This window comes from Shewanella sp. WE21 (genome assembly GCF_002966515.1).
In the GTDB taxonomy this organism is placed as follows: domain Bacteria; phylum Pseudomonadota; class Gammaproteobacteria; order Enterobacterales; family Shewanellaceae; genus Shewanella; species Shewanella oncorhynchi.
This window is the reverse complement of sequence record NZ_CP023019.1, coordinates 4556220-4577502: the sequence shown is the minus strand read 5'-3', so window position 1 is coordinate 4577502 and position 21283 is coordinate 4556220. Positions and strand designations below refer to the sequence as shown.

Here is a 21283-nt window from a genome sequence, read left to right as displayed (position 1 = left end):
TATGGGAAAAATTTACCTTTGCATACAATTTGGGTGAAGTAAAAGCGATATTTAAACAAATTAAGGGCGGTAATTGGAGGGGATAATGAGCTTTTATGAGTTGATAGGTATTAGGTATAAATTCTCATTATTAAATTGTATCAAAACTCCAAAGTATTATGGCTGTTTTCAGCTCGTTATTTAGACATTAATAATAGCTTTCATATAGAAATCTATATATTTACAGCTATCTACTGATGCCCTTTATTTATCAACAAGTGTATCAGTGCGGTGTGTTTGTTGAGCTTAAGTCTGAGATCTTCACTATTAAGGTTGATTTTTTCTCTGAGATTAATTCAACAAATTGGATTTAGGCCATTAAATTCTCAAAACAAATAGTCGCTACAGTTACCCTTTTTTAGGTTTTTCATACGGAACAATTTGTAATGATATTGTTTTGTTTTTATTGATGGCTTTGTTTTTGTGCATAAATAACACAATTGATGCTGATTGTATCTTTTGTTATGTACTGATTTAGCGAGATTATCTTAATTATTATGGCTATTTCTAGTTGCTCACGCCTATAGATATGCAGTTTAAGTGGTAGTTAATCAATACTTCATTCCAATTCAAGGCTCTCGCCGTATCGAATAAGTGTGATATGTATCACACTTTTTGGCATTGAATATGTTTCGCAAAAGTAATTTGTTAACAGTGTTAATCACTGGTAAATTATCATAATTAAGGTTTAACCTCTGTTTAATTATATTTATTAAGTCTTATCGAAAATAAAAATCATAAAATTAAACAAGTTGGCTCAAATTTATTAACATTAATTTTTGATTGGTTAATATTTTGAGCATTGACGGAGTTAAAGTGAATCATCAGTATCGAGTGCAACACTAGTACAGCAATAGTTGTACAAGCTGTAAGCATAAAAATAATAGTAAGATCTAGGGAGCATTCATACATGATCAAAAGAACGAAAGTTGCGTCAGCTATTAATTTAGCTATCGTTGCATCTATCACTACAGGTGCATTTGTTACGTCAAGCGCATTTGCTGCTGAAGAAAAAGCAAAAGTTGAACGTATTGAAGTGACAGGTTCACGGATTCAGCGCCAAGATATGGAAACAGCATCTCCTGTGACCGTTATCGATGCTGCTGCGATCAAAGCTGAAGGTTTCACTTCTGTTGACCAAATGCTGCAAGTACAGACTTCGATGGCGGGTGCGGCAGTGGGTTCAACCACAAACAACGGGGCTGACGGTGTTGCCCAAGTTGACTTACGTGGTATGGGTTCACAACGTACGCTTGTGTTATTGAATGGTCGCCGCATGGTTAACTCAGGTTCAGGCGCTGATAGTGCAGTGGATCTGAACTCGATTCCAGTCGCTATGATTGCGCGTGTTGAAATTCTGAAAGACGGCGCATCAGCGGTTTACGGTTCTGATGCCATTGCTGGTGTAGTGAACATTATCACGAAGAAAGATTTTGAAGGTTTCCAGTTCGATTTTAACGGCAGTGGTACAGATAAAGGCGATGGCGAAAGTGGTGATGTCAGTGCGCTATACGGTTTTAACACCGATGGTGGTAATTACACCTTTGGTGCCGCTTTTTCTGACCGACGTGGTGTGATCCAATCTGATCGTGATTGGACTAAACCTGGTGCGAGTGGAATTATACCAACGGGTTCACTAGATGGTATGGTTCAAGATGCTAATGGTAATTGGGTAGCACAAACAGAGACTTATGATTTCACCCAAGATAGCTACTATCAAACACCAAGTGAACGTCGCAGTTTATTTGCTAACATGACTCAAGAGCTGGGTAATGATGTTGTGTTAACTGCAGATGCTATTTATACCAACCGTCGTTCTCATCAGCAAATGGCAGCTCAACCTGCACAGCTATATCTTGATGTCTGTGGTCAACCAGATGCAGATCCATTAAAGTGTTTAACACTTGATAGTGATATGATTGCTGCAGGTATTAAGCCTGATGATCATGGGCAAGTCTTCTATGCTAGACGTATGAATGATGTAGGTCCTCGTATTTATACTCAGGATACTGATACTTGGCGTTTATCAGGTGGTCTAGCGGGTGCTTTAGACGTTCATACAGGTATGAACTGGGATGTTACTTATACATTTGGTAAGAACAAAGCAGAAACCGCAGTAGAGAACTCTATCAATGCTAGCGATATGCGTAACGCTATTTATGCTAATTCTGATGCTTGGTTGAGTGGTGCACCACTTACACAAGCGATGAAAGATGCTGTTGGTTATACAGAGGCTGCAAATGGCGGTAATGAACAACAGACATTATCTGCGGGCTTGAATGGTGAGTTGTTTGATTTAAAAGCGGGTGCCGTTGGTTTTGCGATTGGTGCTGAATACCGCCGTGAGAGTGGTTTCTATAATCCCGATCCAATTGTTGTCGCAGGTGAAAGTACTGCAGCACAGCAAGATCCAACCGATGGTAACTACAACGTTATTTCGATTTTTCAAGAAGTAAGTGTGCCTTTCACCGATAAATTAACGGGTGAATTCGCGCTGCGTTTAGACGATTACTCAACATTTGGTAAAGCGACCACTTGGAAAATTGGTTTAACATACACTGCAACAGATGACTTAATGGTTCGGGGTGTTGCGGCTACAGGCTTCCGTGCTCCAAGTGTTGCTGAATTATATGGTGGTAATTCGGGATCGTTTGATTACCTTACAAATCCTTGGTTGTCAGATGATGAACAGCCAGGACAAATTTTGGTAAACCGCACTTCTGATCCAGATTTGAAGCCTGAAGAGTCAGAGTCTTATACGGCTGGTTTAGTGTATTCGCCAAGCTATCTTGATGGTATGTCTCTGACATTAGACTACTGGCGCTTCAAAGTGGATAACGCTATCGCCCGTTTAGATACTCAGGCTGGCTTAGATGATTGTAAAGATGGCATTACGTCAGCTTGTGAAACGTTTAATATTACCCCAGAAGGTGACTTGCGTAATCTAACGAATGCGTTAACCAACGTAGGTTATCAAGATACTAGCGGTATTGATTTTAACTTAGCCTATAACTTTGAAGGCTTAGGTTTGGATTGGAAAATCAGCAATGACACGACATATTTATTGAACTTTGAGCAGGATAATAAAGATTACACTGATACTATCGACGGTAACTTCGGTGCTTACGCTAAGGTTCGTAATAACTTCAGTCTCTCAGCTGGTCAAGATGATTGGAGTGTTATGTACTTCAACCGTTATATTGGTGAGATGACAGACTTGGCGAAAGGCTATGATGTTGACTCAGTGCTATACCACAATATTTCTGGAACATATCACATCACTGATATGACAACTGTTAGTTTAGGTGTGAAAAACTTCACTGATGAAAAACCATCACGTGTTTCTAACGGTAGTGATGGTGGCACAGTTCCACAAGTATATGACACAATCGGCCGCGTGATTTACGGTGGTGTAACGGTTAAATTCTAAGCTAAGTTCAGACTCTTAGTTTCTAAAAAGCGCCTTAGGGCGCTTTTTTATTGGGAGTTTACGAGATGATTTTAGAGTCGCTAATCATCCGTTGATTGGTTGTTAATATCGTATTTTGTTCACAGTTTTCAACATCACACTTTTTAACGAATGTAATAGAGCTAGAGTCGTCTCGATTCGCATGGTAATATAAATGATATAGATTCTCGTTTGGGCTTTAAGGATGAGTAAAATACTCTTGGTCGATGATGATCCATTGTTTAGCGTTTGGTTAGCTGATGCCCTATGTACACAAGGGCATGAGGTTAAGTGTGCGGTTAATGGCATCGAGGGTCTGGCATGCATTGACAGTTTTGCTCCAGACATCATAGTGCTTGATTTAGTGATGCCACAGATGAATGGATTTGAGTTGCTAAAAGCGCGTGAATGTTCAACGCCAGTATTGATGATTTCAGCACGTGACAATGAAGATGATCGCATCACTGGTTATGAATTGGGGGCAGATGATTTTCTGAGTAAGCCGTTTAGCATAAAAGAGATTTTTGTCCGCTTACGAGCCTTAGAGCGGCGTCTCTGTGCTGGTCACTCTCACTCGCCGCAAATGGCGACTGTGGCGGCTAAAGTGATTAACTTCGATGAAATGAGTTATAGGATCACTATTGGCACCCGCTATGTCGATTTGACCCAAACCGAGTTTAAATTATTTAAATATCTTTTTGAAAGAAAAGGCCAAGTCATCACTAAGCAAGAGTTGCAGCGCTCAGTGCTACAGAAAGATTTGGGCCGATTTGACCGTAATCTGGACATGCACATTAGTAACACTCGCCGAAAGTTAGCTAACATCAGTTTGCCGCGTAACTTGATTAATACAGTACGAGGCCAAGGTTATAGTTTTATGGTCTAATATCTTCATTAACTTATAGTGAAAGGCTTATTTTTTGTGGATTTTAGGCGTGTTAACTGGTTAATTAAAGGCCGATTGCAAGTGTCTTGACTGAATTTAATGGCTTTCGTTTTCCCCTTGGGATGTTTTGGTTTATTCTATCGGCCATATAATAAAATGTGCAGTGTGCTATCTGTCGCACGCCATTAAATTGCCCTTAGTTTTAACAACCTATTAGGAATCATTATGCGGATCAGTGCCAACTTTGATGGCGGAAATATCCAAGTCGTCAATCTTGATAATAAAGACGATATTCAACTTGCTATCCGCCCTGATGCGGGTGGTGAGTTTTATCAATGGTTCAATTTTCGATTTGAAGGTGAGGTGGGTAACCATTACACCTTGAATATTATCAATGCGGGAACCGCTTCTTATACCAAGGGATGGGAAGATTATCAGGCGGTGGCCAGTTATGATCGCCAGCATTGGTTCCGTATTCCGACTCAATATCAAGACGGTAAACTGAGCATTAGCATAGAGTTAGATTGCGATGCTATTCAAATCGCTTACTTTGCACCCTACAGCTATGAGCGTCATTTAGATTTACTCAGCGGCGCCCAGTTACACCCAGATGTCAATTTAGAGCATTTAGGCCTGACCTTAGATGGCCGCGATATTACTCTGATGAAAGTAGGGAATGGCGATCCTTCTAAACGCAATATTTGGATCACCGCCAGACAACATCCGGGTGAAACGATGGCTGAATGGTTAGTTGAAGGCCTAGTGAATCGTTTACTCGATAATGACTGTCCCACTGCAAAGGCGCTGCTTGATAAGGCTAATTTCTATATAGTCCCCAACATGAATCCAGATGGCAGTGTCAGAGGCCACCTGCGCACCAACGCGATTGGGATTAATCTTAACCGCGAGTGGCAAACTCCGAGTTTAGAAAAAAGCCCTGAGGTATATCACGTCGTCAACAAGATGCAGCAAACGGGTGTTGACCTGTTTTATGATGTGCATGGTGATGAAGGCTTACCTTATGTGTTTCTAGCGGGTTGTGAAGGCGTCCCCGCTTATAATGATAAACTCGCGCAGCTGCAAGCGGACTTTAGTCAAGCATTGACCTTAGCCAGTGCCGATTTTCAAACTCAGTATGGGTATGATAAAGATGAGCCCGGTCAAGCGAATCTGACCGTAGCGTCTAATTGGGTTGCCCAGACCTTCAAGTGTTTATCAAATACCCTTGAGATGCCGTTTAAAGACAATAACAATCTGGCCGATCCTTTTGTGGGTTGGTCACCAGAACGCAGTATTTATTTAGGTGAAGCATCGCTAATTGCCATGCTCGCCGTTGTTGATAAGTTACGTTAGGGCGAGGCTGATATGGCATTAATTGAATGTCCGGTGTGTCGTAAACGTATGTCGAGCAAAGCGTCTTCATGCCCCCATTGCCAAGCAAAAACCGATGGCGACAATGAGTCCTTATCGCGCATTAGTCATATTCAAAAGTCCAGCAGCTTAATGAATCAGAGTTTCGTTGCTATGACCTTGTTCATTGCTGGTGTGGTGATTTGGTTTTGGGGTGGGGAACCCGCCGAAGGTATGCGTGCGAATATCGCCGGAATATGCTTTGTGTTTGGTTTTGTAGGTTATCTCATTACACGAGTCAGAATCGTGTTACATAAGCGGAAAAGTGTATGACGGATATCAATCAAGTGATCGATCAAATGCCCATTGAAGTTTATGAAAGGCTTCGCAGTGCTGCTGAGCTGGGTAAGTGGGAGGATGGCACTGTGTTGAGTGAGACTCAGCGTGAATCGACTCTGCAGGTGGTGATGTTGTATCAAGCACGTAAGCTTGAGCAAACAGAGCATTTCACTATTGCATCTGACGGTAAAATTAATGAGCTGTCTAAGGCCGAGCTGAAAAAGCAATTCCGTGGTGAGCCAATTGCCGGCTTTAAAGCGCAGGATTTATAATTTCTGACTGGCCGCACAGATCGGCTTGCAAGGTGTGCTTTATTAGGAATTAGGCGTAAGTCTGAGGTTGGCAAGGGGAATTAGCATTTTATCTTTTGTTAGTGATATCAATGCTAACATTGATTTGATATCAAATAACTTCAATGCAACTCTTGGTCCGCAAAAGTCTTAAAATAAACACTCATTTAGTGCTGTTAAGTCTGAGCTAAAATCTAGTCTGAGTTTAAATCAAAAAAGCCCATCAAATATGGGCTTTTTTGTTTCTAGCGTTTGAGGGCAACAAACAGATTAGAAGACACTATCTTTAATCTATGCTCAATTCACCGACTAGATTTTGTAACATGGCCGCTTTTATCTCAGTTGGTTGCAAATTTTTAGATAGCAAATAATGCAGTTTTGCTAAGGCCGCTTCTATAGTCATATCGGCGCCACTGATCACGCCTGCTTTGGCTAATGCATTACCTGTGGCATAGCCGCCCATATTCACTTTCCCTTGGAAACACTGGGTTAGATTCACTAGCACTATGCCACGTTCATCTGCTTGCCTTAAGGTTTTGAGTAAGGCGGCATCCTGCGGCGCGTTACCCACACCAAATGTCAGCAGTATGAGGGCTTTAACTGGCTGTTGCAGAATGTTCTCAAAAATCTGTGTCGATATCCCAGGATACAAGGTCACCACACCGACAGGTTGCGGACTGATATGAGCGACTTCTAATGGGGTATCGTTAGCTACCGTGATCTTGCCTGCGCGCAGATTGATTTTGATCCCCGCCTCAAGCAGTAGCGGGAAGTTGGGTGAGGCGAAAGCATCGAAGCCGTCGGCGTGGGCCTTAGTCGAGCGATTACCCCTAAAGAGTTTGTTATTGAAGAATAAACACACTTCAGCGACTGGATAATTCGCCGCTATGTAGAGTGAGTTCAATAAATTGGTTTGGCCGTCTGAGCGCAGCTGGGCGAGGGGAATTTGCGAGCCCGTCACTATTACAGGTTTTGATAAGCCTTGCAGCATAAACGACAGTGCCGAAGCTGTGTATGCCATGGTATCTGTGCCGTGAAGGATCACAAAGCCATCGTACTTATCATAATTGGCTTGTATATCGTCGGCGATCATCTGCCAATCGGTTGGTGCCATATTGGAAGAGTCGATAAGCGGGCAGTATTCGTGGATGACGAATGTCGGCATTTCTTCATGGTAAAACTCAGGCATAGATTGCACGCACTGAGTCAGGAATCCCGCGACGGGGACAAAGCCGTTATCGGTCTTTTGCATACCGATGGTGCCGCCAGTATAGGCAACATAAATGGAGCGTTTAGTCATTCTTGTCGTTTTCTTAGCTTCAAGTGGCCGAATTATACGATTTTACTGACATAAACCCAATAAAAAAGCCCGGAGATCCGGGCTTTGTCTTTGTCATCATCTTGAAGTTGCGAGCTGCAACCTAGACGCTGGCAGATTTAGTTCATCATATTGCAAGTATCACAGTAGATGTAGACGTTATTTGGATCATCAAAAGAGGTTAACGTTTTCAAACTGCTAGTCCACTGTTGTAGCATTTGCTCTAACATCGATGACTGACTTAGTGAGGCGGGCAGGTAGCTCGATACTGAGGCAAACATCTGCTGCATGAATTTTTGTTCGGGTGTCAGCTCTTGTTCGATGACGCGGGTGTCAAATAGCGTCATATCCGCGAGTTTAGCGGCTTTAGCAATCGCCTCATCTAAATCACCCAGTTCATCGACTAAGCCAAGCTCAAGAGCCTTTTTACCGCTCCACACCCGGCCTTGAGCAATCTTATCGACTTGTTCTATGGTCATGTTGCGTTCTTTGGCGACCAGTGAGATAAAGTCTGAATAGCCGCGTTCAATATGACGTTGGATAATCGCTTCAATCTGGGGGGAAAGTGTGCGGGTAACAGATAATCCTGCCCATTCTGAGGTCGATACGCCATCGGTATGCACGCCTATACTGGCCAATGAATCTTCAAAGGTAGTGATCATACCAAAGATCCCAATCGAACCCGTGAGCGTCGTTGGCGTTGCGAAGATATAGTCGGCACTGGCTGAAATCCAGTAACCACCGGATGCGGCTAAACTGCCCATGCTCACAACCACGGGCTTACCCGCTGCTTTAAGTGTCAGTAATTCTTGACGAATTTGCTCAGAGGCAAAGGCGCTACCGCCAGGGCTATCAACACGTAATACTAAGGCTTTAATGTGCTTATCAAAACGTGCCTTACGTAGCAGTTCGGCAGTACTTTCGCCGCCAATTTGGCCCGCAGGTTGAGTGCCGTTCAAAATTGTGCCACTTGCCACAATAATACCAACACTGTCTTGCTCTACAAAGCTGGGCAATGGCGTCACTAAGGTTAAGTAATCATAAAAACTGACTTGCTTGAAACTGTCACCACTGCTGGCTTTTCCTACGGTTTCTAGCATGGTTTTACGAAAATCTTCTGTGGTCGCTAGGTTATCAACCCATTTCATGTTAATTGCCATTGTGGCTGAATCGCCATTGGCCTTATCGAGCTCTGCCAAATAAGTGGTTGCGTCGGGCACCAGAGAATTCGGTTCGATATTGCGATTGCCAGCAACCGTTTGTGTGTAGCTTTGCCATACATCGGCTAATAGTGCACTACTGGCTTCCCGCGCAGCATCTGACATATTGTCACGTATGTAGGGTTCAACCGCAGATTTAAAGGTCCCCACGCGGAAAATATGCGCTTTGACTTTGAGTTTTTCTAAGGCCGATTTGAAATATTGGTTGTACATACTCAGGCCATCAAGCGAGACACCGCCTTGGGGATTGAGGTAAATGGTGTCGGCAAAACTGGCGAGGAAATATTGATTTTGCTCGTAGTAGTTGCCGATGGCGATGACTTTTTTACCGCTCTCTTTAAAGCGATTGAGTGCATTTCCGATAGATTGTAGTTTGCTGATCCCAGCACGTTTAAGATCGACCAGATCGAGCACTAGTACGCTAATACGTTGATCTTGCGCTGCATTGTCAATGACATAAAGCACATCGGCGAGTAGGATTTCACCATCGGCGTTGGCATTTTGGCCTTGTTTGAATGCGGCTTCTAAGGGATCGACTTGTTGTTTCTGATCGACAATAGAGCCGGCTAAATTAAGCACCAGTGCCGAATTATCTTCAACTTGGATATCTTCGCTACTGCCAATGGAGATAATGATTGCGGCTAAGAGTCCAAAAAAGATTAGATTGAGGATGAGTTTACGTGTCCCGTTCAGGGTGTGCCAAATAAACAAACATATTCTCTTGAAAAACGATGGGTTAGCGGACATCTGCCACTCCTTTATAAGTCCAATCTGCCAATGCTAACTGAAAATGGCGCTACAGGCTAAACACAATTGTAAAGGATTTTGACTGATGGCCTCGATCCAACGGTTGAGCTTAGATTTCACACAAGGTATGCTGATTTAAATCACTTGTTTTAAAAGGATGTTTGAATGTCGTTTCCCCATTTATTAGAACCCTTAGATCTGGGATTTACCCAGCTTAAAAACCGCGTGCTTATGGGCTCAATGCATACAGGTTTGGAAGAAGAAAAGGGCGGATTTGAGAAACTGGCAGCGTTCTACAAAGAACGTGCTCTGGGCGGTGTAGGTTTGATTGTGACGGGTGGTATTTCCCCTAATCTTCGTGGTCGCCTTACGCCCCATGCCTGTCAGCTGAGTTTTCCTTGGCAAGTGGGTAAGCATCGCGTGGTAACGCAGGCGGTGCATGAGGCTGGCGGTAAGATCTGTATGCAAATTTTGCATGCGGGCCGCTACGGTTATCATCCTTTTTCTCAAGCACCGAGCAAGATTAAATCACCCATTACACCTTTTACGCCGTCTGCTATGTCTAGTCGCCAAGTGCGCTCGACCATTAAGGATTACGCTAGTTCCGCCGCCCTTGCCAAGAAAGCGGGTTACGATGGTGTTGAGGTGATGGGATCTGAAGGCTATTTGATCAATCAGTTTGTCAGTGCGCGCACCAACACCCGCACCGATGAATGGGGCGGTGTGTTTGAAAAGCGGGCGCAATTCCCAATTGAGATTGTTAACGCGATACGGGCAAAAGTCGGAAAAGACTTCATCATTATCTTCCGTTTATCTATGCTCGATCTAGTGGATAACGGTTCAACTTGGGATGAAGTGGTGCAGCTCGCCCAGTGGTTAGAGCAAGCTGGCGTGTCCATTCTAAATACGGGCATTGGCTGGCATGAAGCGCGAGTACCGACCATTGCGACAAGCGTGCCCCGTGGAGCCTTTGCGTGGGTAACTGAAAAGCTCAAACAATCTGTCTCTGTTCCCTTAATTGCGACTAACCGCATTAACACCCCTGAGATTGGTGAGCAGATTATCGCCTCTGGTCAAGCTGACATGGTGTCGATGGCGCGGCCTTTCCTTGCTGATCCTGAGTTTGTGAATAAGGCTGCGGCGAACACGCCGGAGCTTATCAACACCTGCATTGGCTGTAACCAAGCTTGTCTTGATCATACTTTTTCCCTCAAGCGCGCAACTTGCTTAGTGAATCCTCGCGCCTGTTATGAGACTGAAATCAACTTCTTACCCACTGCAAATAAAAAGCGTATTGCGGTGATGGGGGCAGGCCCTGCGGGCATGGCGTTTTCTGTTTATGCCGCCATGCGTGGCCATGACGTTGTCTTGTTTGAAGCGAAATCTGAGGTGGGTGGTCAGTTTAATCTCGCCCGTAAAATTCCTGGGAAAGAAGAGTTTAACGAGACTATTCGTTATTTCATTAACCAAATTAAGCTGCATAAGGTGGAGCTGAGATTAAATACTCGCCTCGATGCCAGTGTGCTGGCGACGGAAACGTTTGATGAAGTGGTAATCGCCTCAGGCGTTGTGCCGCGTGATTTAGTCTTACCCGGTTTTGACGACCCACGGGTGGTCGATTATCAAAAAGTGCTCTCGGGTGAAGTGACTGTTGGTAATACGGTGGCCTTGATTGGCGCTGGCGGTATAGGATTCGATATGGCGCACTTTTTGTGTGAGCGCCAGTCGAGCACCTTGGACCCCGATAAATGGCTGCAACAGTGGGGCATAGATAAAACTTACCAGCATGCGGGCGGCCTAACTGAACCTCATTCCGACAATACTGATCATCGTAAGGTGTTTTTACTGCAACGTAAAACGTCGAAGATGGGCAAAGGCTTAGGCAAAACCACCGGCTGGATCCACCGTCTTGTGCTTAAGCAACATGATGTGAAGATGAAAATGGGCGTGAGTTACGACAAGTTTGATGATGCTGGACTGCATATTCGCGTGGGTGAAACCGCTGAAGTGCTGGCCGTCGATAACGTCGTTTTGTGTGCTGGGCAAGAATCGAATCGCACGTTAGTAGATGAGATGAAAGCAACGGGCCTGCCTGTGCATCTGATTGGTGGCGTAGATGTTGCGGCAGAGCTTGATGCTAAGCGTGCAATCCGCCAAGGCGCTGAACTGGCAATGCGTTTATAGAAAGTCGATAAGCCTTACGTTTTAAGCGTTAAGTATTCAATTTTAGATCCTGAAAGCCTGAACCTGTGTTCAGGCTTTTTTGTTTTAGTTTGTTTTAGTTTGTTTTAGTTTGTTTTAGTTTGTTTTAGTTTGTTTTAGTTTGTTTTAGTTTGTTTTAGGTTTTTTAGTGTGAATGCATTGAAAATAGAGAGAAGGGAAAATAGTGGGTTTTAAAACGTTTGGTATCTAATGGCGCGGATTGAATAAGGCTGTATTGAAAGGGGCTGTTTGTCTTAAAGCTACTCTTTGTTTAAGAGCTCATTTTTGTTTTAAAGCGATTTTTGCTTTTAACGCTACATCTTGTTTAAAGCAGCTTATTGAACAATCGAGTCTTGCCGTTATGAGTCTTCAAACACTGCCTGTTTCTGCGTGCGTGTGTCACTTGCTACATTTTGTGTTTGCTTTGGCTTAGCCAAACTGGCTTTATTCTGATGAGATTGACACGCATAGGTGACCACAGCTGCACCTTCAGGTGACAAGTCCAGCTCTAAATCTTCGGTTGGCACACAGCAGCAGGGCAAACATTCATCATGTTTAAGTTCGGCTAAGGGTTCGTTTAAGTAGCTGACTTTTCCGCTGATGACGCGTGTTTTGCAGGCACCGCAGAAACCGTTGCGGCATTCTGAGAAGATTTTGACGTTTTTTGCCTCGAGCGCTTGCAACAAGGTGCCTTGTTGCTCGGTAAAGAGCAACACAGGTTGACCTTGAAGGCGCACGATTGGCGCCTTCGCAAACAGGTTTTGTGGTCGTTTTTTCGATGTCACTGTTGCAATGCCATTTTTAATGTCACTTTTGAGCGTCTTAGAGATCGAAGTCGAGGAACTCATCACCATCAACCGCGGAGTCGATTTGGCCGACAAGGTATGAAGAGACTTCAACTTCCTGTGGTGCAACTTGCACTGCATCGCTTTCTAACCAGTTTTTCATCCAAGGTAATGGATTGGTTATTTCTGGGTATGGTTGCGGTAGATTCACCGACTTCATGCGTTGATTAGTAATAAACTCAACGTATTGGCACAGGATCTGTTCATTCAAACCTATCATAGAGCCGTCTTTGAATAGGTATTTGGCCCATTCTTTTTCTTGCTCTGCGGCTTTGAAGAATAAATCGAAAGCTTCCTGTTGGCATTCTGCAGCAATTTCACCCATTTCTGGATCGTCTTTACCGCCTTGCATGATGCTTAAAATATGCTGAGTGCTGTTTAAGTGTAAGGCTTCATCACGGGCGATTAAGCGAATGATTTTCGCGTTACCTTCCATGAGCTTACGTTCAGCAAAGGCAAATGAGCAGGCAAAGCTAACATAGAAACGAATGGCTTCTAGGGCGTTGACTGACATCATGCACAGGTACAAGGCTTTTTTCAGGGTGCGGGTGTTGACTATGACTTCTTTGCCATCGATGACATGAGTTCCAGCACCGAGTAAATGGAATATCTGAGTCAGTTGGATCAAGTGATCGTAATAAGCGGCGATATCGGTCGCACGGCTTAAGATTTCTTTGTTCACGACGATATCGTCGAAGATCACTGAAGGATCGTTAACGATATTACGAATGATGTGGGTGTATGAGCGCGAGTGAATCGTCTCAGAGAAAGACCAAGTCTCAATCCAGGTTTCTAATTCAGGCAGTGACACCAGCGGCAAAAAGGCCACATTGGGCGAGCGGCCTTGAATCGAGTCGAGTAGGGTTTGGTATTTCAGATTTGAAATAAAGATGTGTTTTTCATGATCAGGCAATGCACCGTAGTCAATCTTATCGCGACTGACGTCTACTTCTTCCGGGCGCCAAAAGAAAGATAACTGCTTTTCTATCAGTTTTTCGAACACTTCATATTTTTGTTGATCGTAACGCGCCACGTTGACCGATTGACCTAAAAACATAGGTTCACGGGTGGCATCGTTAGGTGTTTGACAGAAGGTAGAGTAGGCCATGGTGCTATTTTTCCAATGGATAGGGATCCACTAAATAGGGATCCCTATAAAACCGTTAACGTTAAAGTTAAAGACTAGATTTTACATGCGCCGCCGGCGCAACCGTCATCTTCTTTCTCTAAATTGGTGATGTCATCGTGTGAATCCGACGCACCATCGCGAGTGTTATGGTAGTAAAGCGTTTTAACACCTAACTTGTAAGCATTGAGCAAATCTTTCAGCAGGGTTTGCATGGGTACTTTACGGCCTTCAAAACGTGAAGGATCGTAGTTAGTGTTAGCCGAAATCGCTTGGTCAACGAACTTCTGCATAATACCCACCAGCTGTAAGTAACCGTCGTTGCTTGGCATTTTCCACAGCAATTCATAGCTATCTTTCAGTGTATCGAAATCAGGTACCACTTGTTTTAGCTGACCGTCTTTGCTCGATTTCACGCTGATAAGTCCACGTGGTGGCTCAATACCATTGGTCGCATTGGAAATTTGCGACGAGGTTTCTGATGGCATTAATGCCGACAGCGTTGAGTTACGCAGGCCATATTGCTTGATATCGCTACGCAGTGATTCCCAGTCTAAGTGCAATGGTTCAGCACAAATTTTATCTAGGTCACGTTTGTAGGTATCGATTGGCAAAATACCTTGAGAGTAAGTGGTCTCGTGGAATAACGGACACGCACCTTGCTCTTTGGCTAAGTTCATTGAGGCTTTCAGTAAATAGTACTGAATCGCTTCGAAGGTTCTGTGGGTTAAAGCGTTCGCGCTACCATCAGAATACTTCATGCCATTTTTCGCTAAATAGTTAGCGAAGTTGATCACGCCTATACCTAAAGTACGGCGATTCATCGAGGCGATTTGCGCGGCCTTGATAGGGTAATCTTGATAATCCAATAGATTATCCAGTGCGCGTACGGCGAGGTCGGCTAATGGCTCAATATCAGATAACTCTTTGATAGAACCTAAGTTAAGTGCTGACAGCGTACAAAGCGCGATTTCACCTTCAGGATCATCGATGTTGTTCAATGGTTTAGTCGGCAGGGCGATTTCAAGACACAGGTTAGACTGTCTGATCGGCGCGACTTTTGAATCGAACGGGCTGTGAGTGTTGCAGTGATCCACGTTCTGAATGTAGATACGGCCCGTTGAGGCGCGCTCTTGCATCATCAGTGAAAACAGCTCAACGGCTTTTATGGTTTTCTTACGAATGCTGCTGTCTTGCTCATATTGCAGATATAAACGCTCAAACTCATTTTGATCTTCAAAGAAAGCATCGTACAAGCCAGGCACGTCAGATGGGCTAAATAAACTGATGTTTTCGCCTTTGATCAGACGTTGATACATCACTTTGTTCAACTGCACACCGTAGTCTAAATGACGGATACGGTTGTCTTCGACGCCGCGGTTATTTTTCAATACCAGCAGAGATTCGACTTCTAAGTGCCAAATAGGGTAGAACAGGGTCGCAGCACCGCCACGCACGCCGCCTTGAGAACACGACTTCACTGCGGTTTGGAAATACTTATAGAAAGGTAAACAACCTGTGTGGAAGGCTTCACCACCACGGATTGGGCTACCTAAGGCGCGAATACGACCGGCGTTAATACCGATACCCGCACGTTGGCTGACGTATTTCACGATAGACGAAGCGGTCGCGTTGATGGAATCTAAGCTGTCACCACATTCGATCAGTACGCAAGAGCTGAACTGACGCGTTGGGGTGCGCACACCAGCCATAATTGGCGTTGGCAGCGACAGTTTAAAAGTTGATACCGCGTCATAGAAATCTTTAACGTATTTCAGGCGCGTCTCTTTTGGATAACGGGCAAACAAGCAAGCCGCAACCAAAATGTAAAGGAACTGCGCGCTCTCATAGATTTCGTGGGTAACACGGTTTTGAACTAAATACTTGCCTTCAAGCTGTTTTACCGCAGCGTAGGAAAAATCCATATCGCGCCAATGGTCGATATAGGTATCCATCACATCCAGCTCTTCGCGGGTGTAATCTCTTAAAATGTGTTGATCGTATTTACCCAGCTCAACCAATTTAGTCACGTGAGCATACAATGCGGGCGGCTCGAACTGACCGAAGGCCTTCTTACGCAAATGAAACACCGCTAAACGGGCAGCAAGGAACTGATAGTCCGGTGATTCTGGAGAAATTAAATCCGCCGCAGCCTTGATAATGGTTTCATGGATAGCTTCGGTTGGGATGCCATCGAAAAACTGTAGGTGCGAGCGAAGTTCAACTTCAGAAACAGAAACGTTTTTTAATCCCTTGGCTGCCCAAGTAATTACGCGGTGTATTTTTTCGAGATCGATATTCTCACGATCGCCACAGCGTTTTGTGACTGTCATAGTGCTATTCATTTGGAGATAGGCCTTGGTTCTTATATGTATTTAGGTGAGCAAAATCACCGTACGTATCCTTGTAAAACAATCAATAATCGTCCCTTAAATACAGCTGACTGGTTAAAAACGAGTCAATTAAGCGGCGAGCTTCTAGTGTGTCTGATTGTTACCTATACACAAGATATGGTGTTTTAAATTATATGGGATACAAGATAGTGAGGTTTGCCCCTATTTGCAAGTCTGAATTCAGGGGACATCTTGTGGATAACGTGAGGATAAAATTTTGCGTTAGTAACGACTAACCTTGAAGCTCAATTTCAGGTTAGCGTGTCACACTCATGGGGGATTTTTAGGCGATCTTTTTCTTTAGATCGCGATCGCTCACGAGTGCCGATCTTTTATCCGCCTGACTTTTTCCGTGGGTCATAAATAGTATGCTGACACACTGATGTTCGTCAGTGAAGTTACGTATTGGATGCCTTATTCGTGAGCATTGTAGGCGCTGTTTTTGGTTGATGTTGTTAAGCCAATGCTTCAATTAGTGCTTGATGTAGCTCAGTTGGGCTCGCAAAATGCGCGTGCGCAGGCCATTGCAATGGCTTGTCGTTCACGCCCAGATAACCCCATAGGGCCACGCCGCCTAACATGCCAGCAGCCTTGGCCGCGAGCAAATCTCGCTCGGCATCCCCAAGATACAAAATGTGCTCTGGAGCACAGTTCAGTTGTTGTGCGCCTAACAGCATTGGTGCAGTGTGGGGTTTTGGGTGTTTTGTAGAATCGCCACTGATGATAACGGGCATACGCAAGTGTAAATTCAGTTTTCGCAATAAGGGACGGGTAAAGCGCGCAGGCTTGTTGGTGATGACCCCAAACGGCAGCTGAGTTAACTCGAGCCAATCGAGTAATACCGCTATGCCTGTAAATAGCGCACAATGATCGCCATTAATGCGCTGATAGTGGGCGAGCAGCCCTTGCTGTACTTGAGTACGAAGATCATCCGCTGCATTGGGGATCGCGGCATCGACTAAGGCAAAACTGCCGTGGGATGCGGCGTAGCGCATGGCCGCTAACGGCTGCGCGGCGATGCCGACGTCTTGAAGACTTAAATTGAGGGCCTGCACTAGATCCGGCGCGGTATCGGCTAAGGTGCCGTCGAGATCGAACAGTACGCCTTTGATCTGTGCCAGACTCATATTAATCAACCTTACGCGTCGCTATCATGTAATTCACATCAACCTTAGGCGTGTACTTAAAAATGCCCGTCAATAGGTTGTAGCTTACCCCTAAGGCATCGGTACAGATAAGATCGGTATTATCTACTAGCTCAATCAGCTCTGAAGGCTTAATGAATTTTTTATGCTCGTGGGTGCCAACTGGTAGCATTTTTAGCAAATATTCCGCGCCTAAAATGGTGTGCACGTAGGATTTAATGTTGCGGTTGATGGTGGAGAAAAACACATGACCACCGGGTTTAACCATGTCACAGCAAGCCTTGATCACAGATTGTGGATCGGGTACATGTTCGAGCATTTCCATGCAGGTCACCACATCATAATAGGCTTGATGATCTTGGCTATGGGCCTCGGCAGTATTTTTTACATAATTAATGCTCACGCCCGTTTCGAGGGCATGTAGGCGGGCGACTTCTAAGGGCTCATCACCCATATCTAAGCCATCAACCTCGGCGCCGATGCGGGCCATGCTTTCAGACAATATGCCGCCACCACAGCCGACATCGAGCACTTTCTTGCCGAAAATACCGCCAGCGGTTTGATCGATATAGTTTAAGCGCAGCGGGTTTAATAGATGCAGCGGCTTAAATTCGCCGTTGAGATCCCACCAAGTTTCGGCCATACGTTCAAACTTTGCGATTTCCTGTGGGTCTACATTGGTATTCTGATGCATGCTATTACCTGAAGAAGCTGTATTGTGCGGCTATTATAACGACTATGTTTGATAAACAAAGTGCTCGACCGAGCTAAGCCCTTGTGGTTGAGTGAATTTTCAGCAGTTATCTGCTTTTATGTTAATTGTTGTGCTCCGTATCGACCTTTTACTTTATCCCTTTGACGATTTTTCCTCATCGTAAGCCGTGAATTTCAACGCTTGTTTATCGCTCAAACGACCAAATTGACAGTGTTTTCATCTATTAAGCCACCAGACTCTCAATTCGATAATGATAGGTCTGGCGACATTAAATAACTGTGTTAGAATGCCAAATCACGTTTTTGGGCTAGGCAATGATACGGATTATACGTTGTCGGCTATTTTTCAGGGGAACGAGCAGTTTATGACTGATCTGGCATCATCTATTTCGCCAATTAATATCGAAGACGAACTAAAGAATTCGTACCTTGATTACGCCATGAGCGTTATCGTGGGACGTGCATTACCAGACGTGCGCGACGGCTTAAAGCCGGTTCATCGCCGCGTTCTGTTTGCCATGAGTGAATTGAAGAACGATTGGAACAAGCCTTACAAAAAATCAGCCCGTGTGGTCGGTGACGTCATCGGTAAATATCACCCCCATGGTGATTCTGCTGTTTATGACACTATCGTCCGTATGGCCCAGCCATTCTCACTGCGTTACACCTTAGTAGACGGCCAAGGTAACTTCGGTTCGGTCGACGGTGACTCAGCGGCGGCAATGCGTTATACCGAAATCCGTATGGATAAGTTAGCGCACCAATTACTAGCTGATCTTGAAAAAGAGACAGTGGATTTCGTCCCTAACTACGACGGCACAGAACAGATCCCAGCTGTATTACCTACACGCGTACCTAACCTGTTAATTAACGGTTCATCGGGTATTGCGGTAGGTATGGCAACCAACATCCCACCACACAACCTAACGGAAGTTGTGAAAGGCTGTTTGGCATTGATTGAAGAACCTTCACTGTCGATTGAACAGTTGATGGAATACATTCCAGGTCCGGATTTCCCCACTGCAGCGATTATCAACGGCCGTAAAGGCATTATTGATGCCTATAAAACTGGCCGTGGCCGCGCGATCATGCGTGCTCTGGCAGATGTGGAAACCGAAGATAATGGCCGTGAGCGTATAATCGTCACTGAAATCCCATATCAAGTAAACAAAGCCCGTTTAATCGAGAAGATTGCCGAGCTGGTTAAAGATAAAAAGCTTGAAGGGATCAGCGGCCTACGCGACGAGTCTGATAAAGACGGTATGCGTATCGTTATCGAAATTAAGCGCGGTGAAGTGGGCGAGGTTGTACTAAATAACCTTTATGCTCAAACGCAAATGCAGTGTTCTTTCGGGATTAACATGGTGGCCCTGACCAATGGTCAGCCTAAACTGTTTAACCTTAAAGAAATGCTCGAATGCTTTATTCTGCATCGCCGTGAAGTGGTGACGCGTCGTACTGTATTCGAACTGCGTAAAGCCCGTGAGCGTGCCCATATTTTGGAAGCGCTGGCGGTTGCACTGGCTAACATTGACCCGATTATTGCACTGATCAAAGCCTCACCAACGCCTGCGGATGCCAAAGTGAAATTGGTTGAGCAAGGTTGGGAATTAGGCCACGTTCAAGGCATGCTGGAAAAAGCGGGCGATGACGCCGCGCGTCCAGAGTGGTTAGAGCCACAATACGGTATTCGTGACGGTCAATACTTCCTGACTGAGCAACAAGCTCAGGCCATTCTGGAACTGCGTTTGCACCGTTTAACCGGTCTTGAACACGATAAGATCATCGCCGAATACGAAGAACTGCTCGAATTTATCGCGGGTCTGCTGTTTATTTTGCGCAGTCCTGAGCGTTTGATGGAAGTGATCAAGGAAGAATTAGTTCAAATCCTTGAAGAATATGGTGATGCGCGCCGTACAGTGATCAATGCCAACGAAGTCGATATGAGTCTTGAAGACTTGATCAACGAAGAAGACGTTGTGGTAACACTGTCGCACTTAGGTTATGCCAAGTATCAACCATTGACCGATTACCAAGCCCAGCGCCGTGGTGGTAAAGGTAAAGCCGCGACGAAAGTGAAAGACGAAGATTTCGTCGAGAAGCTGTTAGTTGCCAATACCCATGACACCATTTTGTGCTTCTCTGATTTTGGTAAGATGTACTGGCTCAAAGTGTATCAACTGCCATTAGCGAGCCGTACGGCCCGTGGTCGTCCAATTGTTAACTTGTTGCCGTTATCCGATGGCGAGCGCATTACTGCGATTCTGCCAGTACGTGAATACGCTGCGGACAAGTACATCATCATGGCGACCTCACACGGTACTGTGAAGAAAACCGCACTAACTGCTTATAGCAATCCACGTGCAAACGGTATTATCGCCGTTAACCTCAAAGACGGTGACCAACTGATCGGTGTCGATATCACTAACGGTGATGACGAAATCATGTTGTTCTCGAACGAAGGGAAAGTGGTTCGCTTTGGTGAGAAAGTTCGTGATTCTGAAACTGGCGAAGTGAAAACCGATCCTGAAACCGGTGAAGAGGTCTTGTCCTTACGTCCTATGGGCCGTACTGCAACAGGCGTTCGTGGTATCCGTTTAGAAGAAGGTCAGAAAGTCGTGTCGCTTATTGTACCCAAAGGCGATGGCGCGATTCTGACAGTGACTGAAAACGGTTACGGTAAACGGACTCAACTGTCTGAATACCCTGCGAAGAGCCGTGCGACTAAAGGTGTGGTTTCAATCAAGGTGAGCGAACGTAACGGCGCTGTTGTTGGGGCTGTTCAAGTCGGTCTTAACGACGAACTGATGCTTATCAGTGATAAAGGTACCTTAGTGCGTACACCTGCGAGCGGCGTGTCTATCATTGGCCGTAACACTCAAGGTGTAACGATTATCCGTACTGCGGGCGACGAGAAAGTGGTCGGCCTACAACGTATCGACGAAATCCAAACTGAAGAAGATGAAGTCGAACTGGATGAAAACGGTTTACCGATTGTTCCTGTCATTGTCGAAGGCGAATTAGCTGACGAGGCGCTTGAAGAAGCGCTGGATGACGAAGAAGAGTTGGACGAAGATGAAGACGAACTTGCTGATGATGAGCAAGACGAAGAGTAATTAAGTGTCATATTAACGAGCGTCCAATTGGACGCTCGTTTTTTTAATGGCATTGATGTTGATAGCATTGTTCGTTTTAGAATGGTTTCGTATTTATCAATACCT

The 21283-nt window shown here is 44.9% G+C and carries 14 protein-coding genes; 7 read left to right on the top strand and 7 right to left on the bottom strand.

The window, feature by feature from the left end; all coding sequences use genetic code 11:
* Positions 1–949 precede the first annotated feature (949 nt).
* From CKQ84_RS20455 to CKQ84_RS20435, 5 genes are all read left to right on the top strand, one after another.
* Positions 950–3469 (top strand): TonB-dependent siderophore receptor, encoded by a 2520-nt coding sequence (locus CKQ84_RS20455; protein ID WP_105252566.1) that lies wholly within the window; start codon positions 950–952, stop codon positions 3467–3469.
* A gap of 223 nt (positions 3470–3692) precedes the next feature.
* On the top strand, positions 3693–4373 hold the full coding sequence (locus tag CKQ84_RS20450) for a response regulator transcription factor (protein ID WP_105252565.1): 681 nt from the start codon (positions 3693–3695) through the stop codon (positions 4371–4373).
* A gap of 225 nt (positions 4374–4598) precedes the next feature.
* Entirely contained in the window at positions 4599–5726 is a 1128-nt protein-coding gene (locus tag CKQ84_RS20445) for a M14-type cytosolic carboxypeptidase (RefSeq protein ID WP_105252564.1), read from the top strand.
* Between the two features lie 12 nt (positions 5727–5738).
* Positions 5739–6056 (top strand): zinc ribbon domain-containing protein, encoded by a 318-nt coding sequence (locus CKQ84_RS20440; protein WP_105252563.1) that lies wholly within the window; start codon positions 5739–5741, stop codon positions 6054–6056.
* The gene (locus tag CKQ84_RS20435; protein ID WP_028759859.1) at positions 6053–6334 is read left to right on the top strand and encodes a YeaC family protein; all 282 of its coding nucleotides are present in this window, start codon (positions 6053–6055) and stop codon (positions 6332–6334) included. Before CKQ84_RS20440 ends, CKQ84_RS20435 begins: the two co-directional genes overlap by 4 nt.
* Before the next feature lie 304 nt (positions 6335–6638).
* Here CKQ84_RS20435 and ansA read toward each other — a convergent pair whose 3' ends face one another.
* Positions 6639–7652 (bottom strand): asparaginase, encoded by a 1014-nt coding sequence (gene ansA, locus CKQ84_RS20430; protein WP_105252562.1) that lies wholly within the window; start codon positions 7650–7652, stop codon positions 6639–6641.
* 137 nt (positions 7653–7789) lie between these two features.
* Positions 7790–9637: a signal peptide peptidase SppA gene (gene sppA, locus CKQ84_RS20425; RefSeq protein ID WP_105252561.1), complete on the bottom strand. Its 1848-nt coding sequence runs from the start codon at positions 9635–9637 to the stop codon at positions 7790–7792.
* Between the two features lie 165 nt (positions 9638–9802).
* Between sppA and CKQ84_RS20420 the strand changes: the two genes are divergently transcribed.
* On the top strand, positions 9803–11821 hold the full coding sequence (locus CKQ84_RS20420; RefSeq protein ID WP_105252560.1) for an NADPH-dependent 2,4-dienoyl-CoA reductase: 2019 nt from the start codon (positions 9803–9805) through the stop codon (positions 11819–11821).
* Between the two features lie 377 nt (positions 11822–12198).
* Here CKQ84_RS20420 and yfaE read toward each other — a convergent pair whose 3' ends face one another.
* From yfaE to ubiG, 5 genes are all read right to left on the bottom strand, one after another.
* Entirely contained in the window at positions 12199–12624 is a 426-nt protein-coding gene (gene yfaE, locus CKQ84_RS20415; RefSeq protein ID WP_105253125.1) for a class I ribonucleotide reductase maintenance protein YfaE, read from the bottom strand.
* Positions 12625–12661: 37 nt separating this feature from the next.
* Positions 12662–13792 (bottom strand): class Ia ribonucleoside-diphosphate reductase subunit beta, encoded by a 1131-nt coding sequence (nrdB, locus tag CKQ84_RS20410; RefSeq protein ID WP_028759863.1) that lies wholly within the window; start codon positions 13790–13792, stop codon positions 12662–12664.
* A 74-nt stretch (positions 13793–13866) separates the two neighbouring features.
* Positions 13867–16155: a class 1a ribonucleoside-diphosphate reductase subunit alpha gene (nrdA, locus tag CKQ84_RS20405; protein WP_105252559.1), complete on the bottom strand. Its 2289-nt coding sequence runs from the start codon at positions 16153–16155 to the stop codon at positions 13867–13869.
* A gap of 503 nt (positions 16156–16658) precedes the next feature.
* Entirely contained in the window at positions 16659–17330 is a 672-nt protein-coding gene (locus CKQ84_RS20400; RefSeq protein WP_105252558.1) for an HAD family hydrolase, read from the bottom strand.
* A gap of 1 nt (position 17331) precedes the next feature.
* Positions 17332–18042, bottom strand: coding sequence for a bifunctional 2-polyprenyl-6-hydroxyphenol methylase/3-demethylubiquinol 3-O-methyltransferase UbiG (gene ubiG, locus CKQ84_RS20395; protein ID WP_105252557.1), 711 nt, complete (start codon positions 18040–18042; stop codon positions 17332–17334).
* Between the two features lie 385 nt (positions 18043–18427).
* Here ubiG and gyrA point away from each other — a divergent pair, with 385 nt between their 5' ends.
* On the top strand, positions 18428–21178 hold the full coding sequence (gene gyrA, locus CKQ84_RS20390) for a DNA gyrase subunit A (RefSeq protein WP_105253124.1): 2751 nt from the start codon (positions 18428–18430) through the stop codon (positions 21176–21178).
* Positions 21179–21283: the final 105 nt, after the last annotated feature.

What these genes read in the sequence shown, in the direction of transcription:
- CKQ84_RS20455 (WP_105252566.1), top strand. Translation starts at nt 950, where the DNA reads ATGATCAAAAGAACGAAAGTTGCGTCAGCTATTAATTTAGCTATCGTT.
- CKQ84_RS20450 (WP_105252565.1), top strand. Translation starts at nt 3,693, where the DNA reads ATGAGTAAAATACTCTTGGTCGATGATGATCCATTGTTTAGCGTTTGG.
- CKQ84_RS20445 (WP_105252564.1), top strand. Translation starts at nt 4,599, where the DNA reads ATGCGGATCAGTGCCAACTTTGATGGCGGAAATATCCAAGTCGTCAAT.
- CKQ84_RS20440 (WP_105252563.1), top strand. Translation starts at nt 5,739, where the DNA reads ATGGCATTAATTGAATGTCCGGTGTGTCGTAAACGTATGTCGAGCAAA.
- CKQ84_RS20435 (WP_028759859.1), top strand. Translation starts at nt 6,053, where the DNA reads ATGACGGATATCAATCAAGTGATCGATCAAATGCCCATTGAAGTTTAT.
- ansA (WP_105252562.1), bottom strand. Translation starts at nt 7,652, where the DNA reads ATGACTAAACGCTCCATTTATGTTGCCTATACTGGCGGCACCATCGGT.
- sppA (WP_105252561.1), bottom strand. Translation starts at nt 9,637, where the DNA reads ATGTCCGCTAACCCATCGTTTTTCAAGAGAATATGTTTGTTTATTTGG.
- CKQ84_RS20420 (WP_105252560.1), top strand. Translation starts at nt 9,803, where the DNA reads ATGTCGTTTCCCCATTTATTAGAACCCTTAGATCTGGGATTTACCCAG.
- nrdB (WP_028759863.1), bottom strand. Translation starts at nt 13,792, where the DNA reads ATGGCCTACTCTACCTTCTGTCAAACACCTAACGATGCCACCCGTGAA.
- nrdA (WP_105252559.1), bottom strand. Translation starts at nt 16,155, where the DNA reads ATGAATAGCACTATGACAGTCACAAAACGCTGTGGCGATCGTGAGAAT.
- CKQ84_RS20400 (WP_105252558.1), bottom strand. Translation starts at nt 17,330, where the DNA reads ATGAGTCTGGCACAGATCAAAGGCGTACTGTTCGATCTCGACGGCACC.
- ubiG (WP_105252557.1), bottom strand. Translation starts at nt 18,042, where the DNA reads ATGCATCAGAATACCAATGTAGACCCACAGGAAATCGCAAAGTTTGAA.
- gyrA (WP_105253124.1), top strand. Translation starts at nt 18,428, where the DNA reads ATGACTGATCTGGCATCATCTATTTCGCCAATTAATATCGAAGACGAA.